Origin of the sequence: Sporosarcina jeotgali (assembly GCF_033304595.1) — a bacterium.
Classification (GTDB): domain Bacteria; phylum Bacillota; class Bacilli; order Bacillales_A; family Planococcaceae; genus Sporosarcina; species Sporosarcina jeotgali.
This window is the reverse complement of the sequence record NZ_CP116341.1, coordinates 574,225-587,773: the sequence shown is the minus strand read 5'-3', so window position 1 is coordinate 587,773 and position 13,549 is coordinate 574,225. Positions and strand designations below refer to the sequence as shown.

Here is a 13,549-nt window from a genome sequence, read left to right as displayed (position 1 = left end):
ACTTGTCATATTAAAAAAGCTTTGCGCAGATGGCAAAGCTTTCACGTTTCAACTACTATTCAGCAGGTAAATGTTGAACCTTTGTGACGTATGTGGATAACTCTGTACTCAGAATGGGATTATGCGGAGGTGTGCCCGTTTGGTTTTTCTCTTGTTCCGCTCGAATTTTTGCTTTTTCAATAGCACGCTTTTCACGCCACTCCGTAAAGTACTTTTCGTCTTCCCAAGTTGTGCAAACATGGAGCTCATCATGATCTTCAGTATTTTCTTTCATCCACACTTCCATGCGGACAAATCCCGGAAAGGTATGGACGGATTTAGGTTTGGCGAAGCGTTCTGCAACTTCAGATCCTTTCCCTTTTTCAACACGAATCACGTTCACTGCTGTCATCTGGCTCATACGAGCGCCTCCTTTGTAGTTGGCAAATCCACTTTTTGTACACAGCAGCTAAACTGAACTGTTCTAGCATCTGTGCACTCGAAAACTCTTCTTTAAGCATACGCCTTGAGAACTCTTCTCACAATATTTCAGCTGAGGAAATAGGGAATCCCCTAGCCTGATTTGTGTCTGTTTGCCGATTAATTTGCGGATCTGGCCGCTTTTTTGCTGCATGTGGCCGATTCCGTTCTTCAAGTGGCTGATACTCCCCTTGATATGGCCGATAACCTGTGGCATATGGCCGATTCTCCATCCAACGAGGTCACCTAGCACTCCAAACAAGCGAAGCGCACCCAATTAATCCCTTAAAGCAGTTGAATTGTGTCCCGTTATCGAGAAACTTCGCCATGTGTCGGAGAAATCTTGCGGAGTGATGGAGAAGTCAGCTCAGGTGATGGAGAAAAATCGCTATGTGTCAAATAAACACATTGAACTGTCAGACAACGTTTAGGACACCATCTTCAGCGGAGCACCCCTTCCCTCAACAAGCGAAGCGCACCTAATTTATCCCTTAAAGCAGTTGAATTGTGTCTCGTTATCGAGAAACTCCGCTATGTGTCGGAGAAATCTTGCGGAGTGATGGTGAAACTTTCATCACTGTCCGAGAAAAGCCTCTTCTCGTCGTACAAACCTTATGAACTGTCGAAGAACGAAAGATTGTCCCACTAAAAAAAACGCTCTACCCGAAGGCAAAGCGTTCATGTTTCTTCTATTTATACTTCCACGGCTGGCAAATGCTGAACGAGAGTTACATAGGTCGATAACTTCGCTCCGAGAATCGGGTTCGACTTCGCTTCCTCTGAAGTTTCAGGCTTCTGAGCGGACTGCCCGTGTGCTTTATCGTTTTCACGGCTTTTCAGCCAGTCTTTGAAATACTTTTCATCTTCCCACGTCGTGCAGATGTGCAATTCGTCGTGATCTTCAATATTCTCTTTCATCCACACTTCCATCCGGACGAATCCAGGGAATGTGTGGACGGATTTCGGCTTGGCAAACCGATCCGCCACTTCCTGGGCTCTTCCCTTTTCAATGCTAATCGTGTTCACTGCTGTCATCTGGCTCATACAAGTGCCTCCCTTTTTGATAATAAATATTCAAGAACTGGACGTGCGGCTTCTCCACCGCGTTCTGCATGGCGCAGCAAAGGAATACCATGGGCCCCTCTCGCATCGATCATTAACGGATACCGCTCAATCAGACTGCGTACGATTTCCAAGTCGCCAAGCATGGCTGCTGAAAATATATCCATGCGCGCATCATTTGCCAGCAACAGCTCAGCAATATCACGATTTCCTGTATGAGCTGCAGCGCCTAGACCGCTTTCCCAGTCATCTCCGCCCCAATTCATAACACTGTGCACAAGTGCGGGTTCCACTGCCAGCAACGCCTTCACTTCAGATAAATTCCCATGAGCTGCGATAATAAACTCCCTTACCAACGCATTATCCAATTGCCCCTTCTTTTCGCCTTCCTGTCGCATAGACCTCATCCCTTCGTAATTTAGTAGGTGTGAAAAAGCACATTCCATTCTTTGTAAAGATATCTGCATCGATTTCAAAAATCGATTGGAACATATCTTTGCATAAGACACACTGAGGTATTCCATCAAATCGGATACAGCCATCTTTCAAGACAACGAGCCGATCGCTGTACCGTGCGGCTTGGTTAATATCATGAAGCACCATGACGACGGTCATCCCGAATGTTGCGTTCAGTTCTTTTACGAGCTCCATCACTTCCAGCTGATGAGCAATGTCCAAATAGGTCGTGGGTTCATCCAACAACAAGACTTTCGGTCGCTGGGCAACGGCCATCGCAATCCATGCCCGCTGCCGTTCACCTCCTGATAACGAGTTCAGCAGCCGGTTGCGAAATGGTTTCATATGCGTCACTTCAAGTGCCCATTCCGTCACTTCCCGATCTTCTGCAGAAAATCTTCCTGACCGATTCCGATGGGGGTGACGGCCGAATTCCACAAGTTCCCCAACGGTTAAATCGAGCTGATGATCTTGCATCTGGGGCAGCATCGCCAATGTTTTGGCGACATCCTTCGTATCCATTTGCACAATCTGCTGCCCGTCCAAAATAACTTCCCCTTCGTCAGGTGACAGCAATCTCGAAATGACTCTCAAAAACGTTGATTTCCCAGAACCATTCGGCCCTATCAGACTGACAATCTCCCCTTCAGGAATGTGCAGATTGATATCTTCCAAGCTGAATGTTTCCGATTGACGATATGACAATTCTTTAGCTGTCAGCAAACGAATCCCTCCGTTTCTGGATTAAGTACAGGAAGAACGGACCTCCCAGGAATGACAGTAATATTCCGACGGGCAATTCAATCGGATTGAACACTGTGCGTGCAACAGTGTCTGCGACTACGACTAGCAATGCACCGCCCAGCGCAGATGCGGGTAGCAAAAATCGATGATCTCCTCCCACAAGTGAACGCATTATATGCGGGACAACGAGTCCCACAAATCCGATTAACCCTGAAACACTGACCGCAATCCCCGCGAGTAATGTACTCAATACGATTAAGTAAAAGCGGCTTCGCTCGACCTTATGTCCAAGCAGCTTTGCGACTTCATCTCCCAGCCGTAAAATCCGGATATGAGGAATCGCAAAAATCGCGAGAACCAGAGCTGCAAGTGAATACCAGATAATTGTTCCGAACTGCACCCAGCCAGCTCCTGCGATTCCTCCGGCAAGCCATGGTAAAACCGATTGCACGCGATCACTATAGAGAAGCATAAGCGCACTCATACAAGCTCCGATAACTGCATTCACTGCCACACCTACGAGAATGATGCGCACCGCAGACGTCCCGCCCCGCCAAGACATTGCATAAATCACGAGTGCTGTAACGAGTGCTCCAAGAAATGCAGCAGCAGGCAAAAGCATGATGTACGCGGGGAATAAAATCATGATGGCTGTTGCCGCAAGTCCTGCTCCGGACGATACGCCAATAATCCCTGGATCGGCTAGCGGATTCCTCATAATCCCTTGCAGAATGGAACCCGATGCTGCTAAACACATTCCCACAATTAATCCGATCAGCAGACGGGGCAGCCTCAGCTCCCAAACGATTCTTCGTTCAAGGGTGTCTGTAGAGTTGAATAATCCATTTATAATTTCAGTGAACGAAAACGAAACGGAACCAATCATCAGACTTGCAGCTGCTGCTATCAAAAGCAGTACAGCAGCTCCTATCAGAACCGCAGTCCGGCGCTTTGCCAGCGGATGATTGACGCTTCTTTCGTTCTTTTGTTCATTCACCGCAATCATTTAGACTTTGCTTCTTTCAAACTGTCGTTCATCACTTGAAGTGCGTCTGCTACTTTAGTTCCAGGATTCGTACCGAATAAATGAGAAGGCAATACTGTTACCTTTCCATTTTTTACGGCGTCCAAGTTTTTCCACGCTGGGTTCTTATCCATTTCTCCTTCGAATGCCTTTTTAACACCTTCCGGATCTCCGTGCGTGATCAGCATAACTGCTTCAGGATTTCGCTCAATAATTTTTTCAGTACTCAGGCTTGCATACTGCGGATACTTTTCTTCTTGCGGGAAATCAGACGCAATGTTTTCGCCGCCAGCACGTTCAAGCAAGTCACCTGACAATGAATTCGGAAGTGCCACTAAGTAAGACCCAGGTGCTCCATAGACAAGAAGCGTTTTCACACCATTTTCACCTTCAGCGCCAACAAGTGCATCCAATTGTTCGTTCAGCCCGGCAATCACTTTTTGAGCCTCATCAGATTTCCCTAACATCGTTCCAAACATGTCGATTGTTTGTAAAATATCTTCTACAGAATTGGCTTGTGTATAAACGACTTTCGTCCCCTGAGCCTCAAGGTTTGCCGCAAACTGCTTAAAACTCGGCGACGCAATCATAACTTCAGGATGGACTTCCGCAATCTTTTCAAAGTTTGGCTGGTGCGGATTACCGATCTCTTGGATATCTTTCAGTTCAGCCGCCGGTTCTCCTTGAGATGAAGGACGGCCAACTACATTCGCATCGAGCGCTAACAGCATATCCAGATCACCGCTGCTGAGCACCGCGACAGATTCAGGTGCTTGTTCAAATATTATTTTCTGACCTGTTGCATCCGCGATTTCTATTTCTTTATTCTCATTAGCATTATCTGATTGAGAAGTTTTAGCGCTTGCTGTTTCTGTAGAAGGCGCTTTTTCTGTAGATACTTCTTCACCGCTATCCGTACCGCCGCATGCGGCAAGTGCTGTCATACAAACGCTTAATACTGCTGCTAAAATATACTTCTTCAACTTGACTCCCCCCTTTTTTAATTGAGAATCCCTCTCAATGAGTCGAGTATAAATGATAATGAGAATCGTTGTCAATTAAGTTTTCAGAATTGGTACTTATGCTTCATTGGATAAGGCTGGGAAATATCACTATCTATGCATAAGGTTAAAGGAGGATTTACCAATCCCCCCTCGCATCTGTTGAATTGTGTCCCTTGACCGATTAATTTCGAGATTTGGCTGATTGTTGGCTGCATGTGGCCGATTATTTTCGTCATGTGGCTGATACTTCCCTTGATATGGCCGATAGTCTGCGCTATATAGCTGATACCCCAGCCAGCAAGGGTACCCAGCACTTAAAACAAGCGAAGCGCACCCAATTACTCCCTTAAAGCAGTTGAATTGTGTCCCGTTATTGAGAAACTCCGCTATGTGTCGGAGAAATCTTGCGGAGTGATCGAGAAGTTGGCTCGGGTGTCGAAGACCTATCTCAATGTGTCGGACAACCACGATGAACCGTCGGAGAACGTGTGCGGAGCCGCCTGCCTGTCGGGCATATTGCCCGTCCCGAACAAATATGCTAGACTATAGCTAACTGAATGAACGACTCTTTTCTTATCCAGAGAGACCGAGGGACTTGGCCCGATGACGTCTCAGCAACCTGCTCACGCAAGGTGCTGCTGCCAACAGGGAAACCTGGCCGATGAGGAGAATTTGCGCTGCTGCAACTCTTCTCTGCTCGGGGGAAGAGTTTTTTGTTTGGCAAATTTCAGAGGAGTGATTTATATGGGGAAGATTGAACAATTACACATGGAAAAAGAACAGATTTTAAAACAAAAACCGCGTAGCACGGCTGGTGCTATGAAACGTCATCAGACACTTGCACGCGTTCAGCAAGAAATTGACTACTTCGACCAAGGTGACTTGCTGTCGAAAAAAGCGCTTCAGAAAGAGCTGCAAGAAATCGCGGACTTGCAGCGGCAGGCCGATGATCTTGCTGTCCAGATTCAAACACGCAAACAAAAGTTGCTGAAAGACACTTTCGGTCCAGATGCAAACCAGCTATTTAACTAACACAAAAACCCTCATTTCCACGAAAACTCGTGAGAATGAGGGTTTTATTCATAACAATTATTACTCTTTCCTTGCTAATTCAGCAGGCACTTCTTCCCCGCCTCGATTGCGTAAAAACATGTAGAGAGACGAACCGAAGATAATGAAATAGCCAATGAAGCTATAAACATCCGGAATTTGACCAAGCAGCACGAAGCCGAGGATTGCGGAGAATACGACCGTGAAATAGTTGAACACAGAGATCTCTTTTGCCGGTGCGTATTTGTACGCAAGCGTAATCCCGAATTGTCCCACAGTTGCAAACACCCCTGCTGCTAATAAATACACCGTCTGTTTCAGCGTCATGGATTGGTACGTGAAAATTACGAACGGCAATAGCACAACGGTCGTAAATGTCGAGAAGTAAAACACGACCGTGTAAAACTGCTCACGATTTCCAAGTGCTCGCAATACGGTGTATGCGCCGCCAGCAAATACTGCGGATAAAATCCCCGCTGCATACGGGACAATATCAAGTGAAAACGACGGCTTGATGATGAACAATGTCCCTAGAAAGGCGAGCAAAATACTATACAGCTGAAATGGCTTTACATGTTCTTTTAAAAATAGTGCCGCAAATACAATGGTGAAAAACGGACTCATTTTATTCAGCATATCCGCATCTGCAAGTACTAAATGGTCGATCGCATAGAAGAACAGTATGATGCCGATTGCCCCTAGTGCAGACCGCAGCAATAGCAAACGTTGGTTTTCCCGCTTGCCAAACAGTCTTTCTTTAAAATGAATGACGAAGAAAAATGCAATGATCATCGATACGCCATTACGGAAAATCGTTTTCTGCATCGTCGGGACATCCCCGGATAATTTCACGAATGCGGTCATAAGTGAAAAGCCAAATGCCGACGCTAATAATAGTAGAATACCTTTGTTACGATTTGTCATAATAGCCTCCGGTCTATACGTAATACGCTAGTATTTTACCATAGCCCGATGTTGAATACCGTCATAACAAATCGCTCCAAATATTAATCGCAGTGGCTAAAATGAGCACTGCTAAAATCCATTTCAATACGCTCGGATTCACCTTTTGACCGAACTTTGCACCAAGCGGAGCGGCAATCAACGCCGCAACAATTAGAACTAGTGCCGGCCCCCACAACACTTGCCCCGTTGCGATTTTACCCGCCGCAGAACCAATCGAAGAAATAAACGTAATTGCCAATGACGAAGCGACAGTGATTCGAGTTGGGATTGCGAGCACGGTCAGCATGATAGGAACGAGCACAAATGCGCCTCCTGCTCCGACAACACCTGACGCGGCACCAACTACTAACGCAAGCCCAGCCGCCAGCCACTTGTTAAATGTCACTTCACTTGCCGGCCGGTCTTCCACCTTTTTCCGTGGAATAAATATCAATACAGCTGCCACAACTGCAAGCACACCGTATACCATGTTGACTGCTTGCTCAGAAAGCATACTCGACCCGAGTCCGCCGATAAAACTTCCGACTAAAACAGCGCCACCCATATAAATGATAAGTGTCTTGTGCAGAAGCCCTGTTCCGCGGTATGCCAGCACGCCTGCAATTGTTGCAAAAAAGATTTCCACAGCGCTAATCCCGCTTACTTCGTGGGCAGTCAGTGCTGATAGTCCAAATAACGGTGGAATATACAAAAGCATCGGATATTTGACGATAGCTCCCCCGATCCCTGCCATTCCGGATAAAAACGAACCGATAAATCCGATCAGAAAAAACACGATGATGAAACTGCTGCTCATCTCTTTCCCCTTCTTTCAAGGAAAAGAAGGAGGCACACGTCTCCCCCTTCCCCATTCAAACTTATCCTTTTTTAATGAAGAATGTAAAGACATTATCGGATTCTGTTTGCTCAAGCAATTCATGTCCGCCTGACTTTGTCCAAGCAGCCAAATCGGCTTTCGCGCCTTTATCCGTCGTCTTCACTTCTAAAATTTCTCCAACATTAACTTCCTTCATGGCATTGCGTGTTTTAACGATAGGCATCGGGCATGATAAACCCGTTGCGTCTAAAAAGTGATCTGCTTTCATTGTATAGTTCCCCCTTAATTATCTTACTGCACAACGGTTCGGCCCAATTTCCATTTCACGCTGCGTTTCTGAGTCTGGAGTGAGCGCCCCCATGTTTGTTTGACGAATTTCTTGATACGCATTCGGTTGCGGCGGGAGGTTTTCAGTAACGAGTGAACGGAACTTTTGTTCATCATCCACTTGCAGCCCATGATTTTCAGCAAATAATGCGCCCAGTTTCTTTGCAACACTGCCATCCGAATTGACTTCATTCATCTCCATAAAGTGCGCTGGCAATACAACTAATTTTCCAGATAATTCTTCGTATCTCGAATACAGTGTCGTGCGTAAATCCCCTACCCAGTCCTCAGCTTTACCTGCAAGATCAGGCCGGCCGATGGAATCGATGAATAAAATATCTCCAGTTAACAAATAAGCATCATCAATGATAAACGACGTCGACCCGCTCGTATGCCCCGGAGAGAATGCAGCTTCAATTAAAGTCTTGCCGACATTCACTTTTAGGCCGTCTGTTAATGGTGTATAATCAAAAACTACTTCTTCTGCGTCTTCACTCGGAAGATAGTACGCTGCATTTGTTGCTTCAGCGATCGTACGTCCGCCAGAAATATGATCAGCGTGCAAGTGCGTATCGAATACGTGTTGAATGGCAGCTCCTTTTTCATTTGCAAACGCTAAGAACACGTCAGTCATACGTGTCGCATCAATCACAGCTGCTTCGTTGTCATCAATCACCATGTAAGAAAGGCACCCTTTTCCTAAACGAACGAATTGATACAGCTCCCCGCCTGATTTCAAGTCTGCAATCTTAATCGGCTCTAAATATTCACTCCATGACTTCATGCCGCCTTCAAGATAGGCAGCGTCCATTCCTTCTTCAGAGAGCATTTCAGCTACCATTTGTGAAGAACCTTCTTTTGCACAAACAACGAGAAGTTCACGATCAGTCGGCAATTTCTCTTTTATCATATCGACGCCATCTAACAACTCAAAATAAGGGACATTCAAATAGTCAAAAGACTCCCCTTCAATCTTCCAATCTGCAAATGCATCTTCGTTGCGTACATCTAAAATGAAAAGCGGTTTCCGATCAATACTGAACCGTGCCACTTCTTGTGGTTTCATCATACGAACTGTCATATATATTCTCCTTTCACTCCATTAGTACTCAGTATTAGAACGTTAGCGTTACGTCTGCTTCTTTCGCAAACTCCAGGAATGTGACTGCGCCGCCCACTTCGATTCCGTCGACAAATGCGCTTTCTTCCAATCCCATAACGTCCATCGTCATTTGACACGCAATGAATTTCACACCCAGTTCTTGAGCCATTTCGATCAATTCTGGAATTTCCGGAACGTTGGCCTGCTTAAACCCCTCTGCAAAATGCTCTTTTCCTGCTGGTAAAGGGAGTTGTTGAAATGCTTGTTTGTGAATCAAGTTCAGTCCTTCAAATGTGAAGAAAATTGTTACTTCATGTTCACTTGCCGCTGCCGCTGTTGCGATATTAAATACTTTGTAGGCGTCAAAAAGTTCTCCATTTGCTGCAATAATTGCTGTACGATTCGTCATGATTCATTTCCTCTTTTCATTGTTTGTTTTGTCCAATCGGTCATGCCCGGTACTACATTCAGGACATTGTTAAATCCATTTTCCGCAAGCCGAATACCTGCGATGCCGCTTCTTCTGCCGGTTTGGCAGATTAGATAGATCGTTTCCTCTTTGTTCAATTCATCCATTCGTGCTTCCACTTCGTTTAATGGAATATGAAGCGCACCTGGAACGTGCTCTGCGTCGAATTCCTGTTGTTCACGCACGTCGACGATTGTCAGCTGTTCTTCCTGCATTTTCTTCACAAAAGCTGCTAAGTCGATTACAGGAATTTCTTTTTTCACTTCTGCTTGTGCGCTGTCCTTTTTTATAAAATGGTGCAGCACATTTTCTTCAGTTTCTGTTCCCAGATACGCGTGACCCGATCCAGCAGCCCACGCTTTTATATCAGCTGTTGAACCTTTGTCCGTCGCTAACACTTCCAATACGTCCCCGGGTACTAATTCTTTCATTGCTTTACGGGTTCGTACGATTGGCATCGGGCAAGCAAGCCCTTTCGCGTCTACGATGTGTGCCGTTTCAATCATGTGATCGCCTCTTTCATTCGTGGAAAAATCATTTGCAGTTATTCAATCGGTCCGTCCCAAGCCAACATTCCGCCAGCCATGTTGGTTGCTTGGTATCCATGGTCTTCAAGAATTTGTACGGCGCGGCCGCTTCTCCCGCCTGAGCGGCACACAAGTGTATATGGAGTTTTTTTGTCTAAGTCTTGCAGTTTGAATTCAAGCAGGCCGAGCGGAATATGCGTAACTCCGGGAATTTTGCCACTTTCTACTTCGTCCGTTTCACGCACGTCAATTAAATGCATCGGTTGTTTGTCAGCTAACAGCTGCTGTACTTCTTGTGCTGTGATTTCTTTCATTATGGTCTCCGCCTTTACTAGTTACCCATAGGGGTATAATTTTAAATAAAAAATATATGCGGGATTAATACCCTGTACCGTATATTACACAGTGGGTGTTTCATTGTCAACGAACGTGATTGGATGTGTGATGCACTTCATGTGCTGCCTTTTATGTGGATTTATTGATTTATGATCACTTTTTGAGGTTTATGAGCGGAAATATTAGCTTATGAGCGCATTTCGAGTTTTATGAGCACTATCCAAGTTTTATGAGCAAAATATCAAGGTTATGATCATTTCTCAGCGTTTATGAGCGGAATCTCGAATTTATGAGCAACTCTCAGGATACACGCACCCTCCACGAATCAAAAAAGCGCCCCATCCATGGCGGCGCTACAATTCATATCACATATTCGAACTTACCCTTTTGCATCGGCCAGTCTGGCTTCGAGTTCTTCACGGTACTGGTTCGTTTGTTCACTTGACCAATTAAGAACTTCCTTCATATAAGAAATGACAGGTGCTTTCCATTGTTCCACCCAGTGAATATCGAAGAAGATTGCGCCTGTTCTGCGCATGAAGTAATCGACTGGTGTCATGGCCATTTCGTACTCAATTGAGTATAGCAATGTCAGTTGGATCGCGAGCGGGAGTTGACTAGATGGATTTACATGGCTCACAAGTTGTGCAACTTGGTTCGCATTTGTACCATACATAGAAGCGATATTTAGGCCATCTTGGAAAGATAAACCGAGTTTCGTCAGTTCCTTTGCACGGTCTTCCACGTATGCCCGGTAATCTCCGGGTCTATTAAACTCACCGCCTGATAAACGCAAAGTTTTTGTCACACATGGCCCTACTTTAACACCTTGAGTCTTCAATTTCTTGCTTATACTATTGGTGATTTCTTCGGCCATTTTCCGATATCCGGTCAACTTGCCACCTGCGATGGTTAACAAGCCTGTCGACGACTCCCACACTTCGTCTTTTCGGGATATTTCAGATGTTCCTTTTCCCTCTTCTTGGATTAGCGGACGCACTCCTGCCCAGGTCGACTCAATATCATTCATTCCGACAAATGCTTTCGGGAACATCGTTGTGATTGCTCGCAATAAATATTCTTTATCTTCATCAGTCATTTTAGGATTAATCAAATCGGCTTCATACACTGTGTCCGTAGTGCCAACATACGTTTTCCCATTGCGCGGAATCGCAAAGATCATTCGACCGTCTGGCGTGTCAAAGTAAATCGGCTGATGGAGTGGCAATACGGAACGATCGAATACCAAATGAACGCCTTTCGTCAACAATAATTTGTGCGCTTCTACTTTTTCGTCAAGACTCATCACTTGTTCTACCCATGGTCCGCCTGCATTCACGACAATTGTGCCATGTGCGGTATACGAATCGCCCGTGAGCTGATCGACCAGTTGAACACCATTCACTTTGCCTTGTTCATCATATAAAAACCCAGTCACTTTTGTGTAATTAATCAAATCTGCGCCTTGCTCATGGGCTTTTTTTGCGACTTCCATCGTTAGCCGTGCATCGTCTGTGCGATACTCCACATATTCGCCGCCGCCAATCAACCCGTCCTCATTCAGGAGCGGTTCGTGTTTGAGCACTTCCTCTTTAGATAACATTTTTCTGCGTTCAGACTTTTTTACTCCCGCCAGAAAGTCGTACACTTGAAGACCAAATGACGTCGACAGTTTCCCGAACGTTCCGCTTTTGTAAAACGGGAGAAGCATCCATTCGGGGTGTGTCACGTGCGGTGCATTTTCGTAGACAATTGCCCGCTCTTTACCCACATCCGCAACTAGTTTCACTTCCAGCTGCTTTAAGTAACGAAGGCCTCCATGAACCAATTTTGTGGAGCGGCTCGAAGTTCCTGCAGCGAAGTCTTGCATTTCTATTAACAGCGTTTTTAATCCCCTCGACACAGCATCCAATGCAATTCCGGTTCCAGTAATCCCGCCTCCAACGACGATCACATCGTAACGAGCGGTTGAGAGTTGTTGTAAACTATGAGTGCGATTCGTGTGCGAAAATGGTTTCATGAGTAAATCGTCTCCTTTTTCTAGACCGAATAATTAGAATCTATCCTTACTGTACACGTTAAGTTGTGCAAAGTCCTGTATTTGCTAGCTGATGACTTCCACTGTGTGAACGAATTCAATTTGTTTAATCAAATTATAGATTTCCGGTAGCGTTCGTTTGGCCGACACTCTTGCTTTGATTTCCAGCAAATGCATTCCTTCCTCATCAAGATCTTTAATACGGGATTGGAATATTTTAAATCGCTGGCGCTGCAATTCCAGCATCACTGTTTCAATACTTGACTGTTCGTTTACTTTGATTCGAAGTGAAAGTTCCTGATAGCGCAATCGTTTCGGCCCATACTTAATGACGATGTATGGAATCAGTTCCACGCTGAGCATAAGCAATACTACACCAAAGATTGCTTCCATATAAAATCCAGCACCTACGGCAATCCCAATCCCCGCCGCTCCCCAAATCATTGCAGCTGTTGTCAGTCCAGAGATTCTCTCATTGCCGCGCCGCAAAATTACACCTGCACCTAAGAAACCAATACCCGATACAATTTGTGCCGCTAAACGGAGTGGATCCATTTGGATTTTGACTCCGCTCACACTATCTGGAAACGTGTATGCCGATTCAATTGAAACGATTGTCAATAAACAACTGACGATGCTGATGACAAGACTCGTTTTCAAGCCGAGCGGTTTACTTTTCAGTTCCCGTTCCAACCCGATTATTAACCCAAGTACTGCCGATATACTTAACTTCATGATCATTTCTGCTTCCAGCCAAAAGTCCACCTGCCCCACCTCCTGAACGGATTGTATATTTAAGTGTATTTTCAGTGTACTCGAAGAATGCCACAACATGCTAGAAAGTACATGTATTGTGGAAATTTTATTGAAGGTCTATCTCGCTGAGGTGACTTCATTTGAGTTCTCCGACAGTTGCGGGTCATTGTCCGACACCCCTGGAGCTTTCTCTGACATTCATGTCAATTTCTCAATCATCCCTGACCATTTCTCCGACACCTGGCGAAGTTTCTCGATAACGGCACACAATTCAACTGCTTTAAGGGATTAATTGGCAGCGCTTCGCTTGTTTCAGGAAGGGGCTAACTCGCTGGGTGAGGTTGGTTCACGTTGTCCGACACCTCGAGTGCTTTGTCCATCTTGCCGAGAGATTTCTTCGACACATGACAGT

At 45.5% G+C, this 13,549-nt stretch carries 16 protein-coding genes and 1 riboswitch; of the genes, 1 reads left to right on the top strand and 15 read right to left on the bottom strand.

Translation table 11 applies throughout. The features are described from left to right. Positions 1-55 precede the first annotated feature (55 nt). The 6 genes from PGH26_RS02740 to PGH26_RS02715 form a co-directional block, all read right to left on the bottom strand. Positions 56-400, bottom strand: a complete 345-nt coding sequence (locus PGH26_RS02740; protein ID WP_323692502.1) for an antibiotic biosynthesis monooxygenase — start codon at positions 398-400, stop codon at positions 56-58. Positions 401-1,152: 752 nt separating this feature from the next. Continuing rightward, positions 1,153-1,503: an antibiotic biosynthesis monooxygenase gene (locus tag PGH26_RS02735; RefSeq protein WP_323692501.1), complete on the bottom strand. Its 351-nt coding sequence runs from the start codon at positions 1,501-1,503 to the stop codon at positions 1,153-1,155. Next, positions 1,500-1,919: an ankyrin repeat domain-containing protein gene (locus PGH26_RS02730; protein ID WP_431312515.1), complete on the bottom strand. Its 420-nt coding sequence runs from the start codon at positions 1,917-1,919 to the stop codon at positions 1,500-1,502. The genes PGH26_RS02735 and PGH26_RS02730 overlap by 4 nt, the downstream gene beginning before the upstream one ends. Beyond that, positions 1,882-2,700 carry an ABC transporter ATP-binding protein gene (locus PGH26_RS02725; protein WP_323692499.1) on the bottom strand — a complete coding sequence of 273 codons (819 nt, stop codon included), beginning with the start codon at positions 2,698-2,700 and terminating at the stop codon, positions 1,882-1,884. Before PGH26_RS02725 ends, PGH26_RS02730 begins: the two co-directional genes overlap by 38 nt. Continuing rightward, positions 2,687-3,718 carry a FecCD family ABC transporter permease gene (locus PGH26_RS02720; RefSeq protein ID WP_431312530.1) on the bottom strand — a complete coding sequence of 344 codons (1,032 nt, stop codon included), beginning with the start codon at positions 3,716-3,718 and terminating at the stop codon, positions 2,687-2,689. The genes PGH26_RS02725 and PGH26_RS02720 overlap by 14 nt, the downstream gene beginning before the upstream one ends. Before the next feature lie 5 nt (positions 3,719-3,723). Further along, the gene (locus PGH26_RS02715) at positions 3,724-4,728 is read right to left on the bottom strand and encodes an ABC transporter substrate-binding protein (protein ID WP_323692497.1); all 1,005 of its coding nucleotides are present in this window, start codon (positions 4,726-4,728) and stop codon (positions 3,724-3,726) included. Between the two features lie 591 nt (positions 4,729-5,319). Continuing rightward, positions 5,320-5,417, top strand: a riboswitch (SAM riboswitch). Positions 5,418-5,493: 76 nt separating this feature from the next. Here PGH26_RS02715 and PGH26_RS02710 point away from each other — a divergent pair. Further along, the gene (locus tag PGH26_RS02710; protein ID WP_323692496.1) at positions 5,494-5,781 is read left to right on the top strand and encodes a hypothetical protein; all 288 of its coding nucleotides are present in this window, start codon (positions 5,494-5,496) and stop codon (positions 5,779-5,781) included. A gap of 60 nt (positions 5,782-5,841) precedes the next feature. Here the strand turns inward: PGH26_RS02710 and PGH26_RS02705 are convergent, their stop codons facing one another. From PGH26_RS02705 to PGH26_RS02665, 9 genes are all read right to left on the bottom strand, one after another. Beyond that, a complete protein-coding gene (locus PGH26_RS02705) occupies positions 5,842-6,723 on the bottom strand; it encodes a DMT family transporter (RefSeq protein ID WP_323692495.1) in 882 nt (293 codons plus the stop codon). A gap of 61 nt (positions 6,724-6,784) precedes the next feature. Further along, positions 6,785-7,561, bottom strand: a complete 777-nt coding sequence (locus tag PGH26_RS02700; RefSeq protein WP_323692494.1) for a sulfite exporter TauE/SafE family protein — start codon at positions 7,559-7,561, stop codon at positions 6,785-6,787. 61 nt (positions 7,562-7,622) lie between these two features. Next, positions 7,623-7,850, bottom strand: coding sequence for a sulfurtransferase TusA family protein (locus PGH26_RS02695; RefSeq protein ID WP_323692493.1), 228 nt, complete (start codon positions 7,848-7,850; stop codon positions 7,623-7,625). A gap of 18 nt (positions 7,851-7,868) precedes the next feature. Further along, positions 7,869-8,990: an MBL fold metallo-hydrolase gene (locus tag PGH26_RS02690; protein WP_323692492.1), complete on the bottom strand. Its 1,122-nt coding sequence runs from the start codon at positions 8,988-8,990 to the stop codon at positions 7,869-7,871. Positions 8,991-9,024: 34 nt separating this feature from the next. After that, the gene (locus PGH26_RS02685) at positions 9,025-9,420 is read right to left on the bottom strand and encodes a DsrE/DsrF/DrsH-like family protein (RefSeq protein ID WP_323692491.1); all 396 of its coding nucleotides are present in this window, start codon (positions 9,418-9,420) and stop codon (positions 9,025-9,027) included. Further along, positions 9,417-9,986: a sulfurtransferase TusA family protein gene (locus PGH26_RS02680; protein ID WP_323692490.1), complete on the bottom strand. Its 570-nt coding sequence runs from the start codon at positions 9,984-9,986 to the stop codon at positions 9,417-9,419. The genes PGH26_RS02685 and PGH26_RS02680 overlap by 4 nt, the downstream gene beginning before the upstream one ends. 38 nt (positions 9,987-10,024) lie before the next feature. Then, positions 10,025-10,321 (bottom strand): rhodanese-like domain-containing protein, encoded by a 297-nt coding sequence (locus tag PGH26_RS02675; RefSeq protein ID WP_323692489.1) that lies wholly within the window; start codon positions 10,319-10,321, stop codon positions 10,025-10,027. Positions 10,322-10,722: 401 nt separating this feature from the next. Continuing rightward, complete coding sequence (locus PGH26_RS02670) at positions 10,723-12,363, bottom strand: glycerol-3-phosphate dehydrogenase/oxidase (RefSeq protein ID WP_323692488.1); 1,641 nt, start codon at positions 12,361-12,363, stop codon at positions 10,723-10,725. A gap of 84 nt (positions 12,364-12,447) precedes the next feature. Continuing rightward, entirely contained in the window at positions 12,448-13,134 is a 687-nt protein-coding gene (locus PGH26_RS02665; RefSeq protein WP_323693453.1) for an MgtC/SapB family protein, read from the bottom strand. Positions 13,135-13,549: the final 415 nt, after the last annotated feature.

Coding starts and splice junctions, on each gene's coding strand:
- PGH26_RS02740 (WP_323692502.1), bottom strand. CDS start 400: ATGAGCCAGATGACAGCAGTGAACGTGATTCGTGTTGAAAAAGGGAAA.
- PGH26_RS02735 (WP_323692501.1), bottom strand. CDS start 1,503: ATGAGCCAGATGACAGCAGTGAACACGATTAGCATTGAAAAGGGAAGA.
- PGH26_RS02730 (WP_431312515.1), bottom strand. CDS start 1,919: ATGCGACAGGAAGGCGAAAAGAAGGGGCAATTGGATAATGCGTTGGTA.
- PGH26_RS02710 (WP_323692496.1), top strand. CDS start 5,494: ATGGGGAAGATTGAACAATTACACATGGAAAAAGAACAGATTTTAAAA.
- PGH26_RS02705 (WP_323692495.1), bottom strand. CDS start 6,723: ATGACAAATCGTAACAAAGGTATTCTACTATTATTAGCGTCGGCATTT.
- PGH26_RS02700 (WP_323692494.1), bottom strand. CDS start 7,561: ATGAGCAGCAGTTTCATCATCGTGTTTTTTCTGATCGGATTTATCGGT.
- PGH26_RS02695 (WP_323692493.1), bottom strand. CDS start 7,850: ATGAAAGCAGATCACTTTTTAGACGCAACGGGTTTATCATGCCCGATG.
- PGH26_RS02690 (WP_323692492.1), bottom strand. CDS start 8,990: ATGACAGTTCGTATGATGAAACCACAAGAAGTGGCACGGTTCAGTATT.
- PGH26_RS02685 (WP_323692491.1), bottom strand. CDS start 9,420: ATGACGAATCGTACAGCAATTATTGCAGCAAATGGAGAACTTTTTGAC.
- PGH26_RS02680 (WP_323692490.1), bottom strand. CDS start 9,986: ATGATTGAAACGGCACACATCGTAGACGCGAAAGGGCTTGCTTGCCCG.
- PGH26_RS02675 (WP_323692489.1), bottom strand. CDS start 10,321: ATGAAAGAAATCACAGCACAAGAAGTACAGCAGCTGTTAGCTGACAAA.
- PGH26_RS02670 (WP_323692488.1), bottom strand. CDS start 12,363: ATGAAACCATTTTCGCACACGAATCGCACTCATAGTTTACAACAACTC.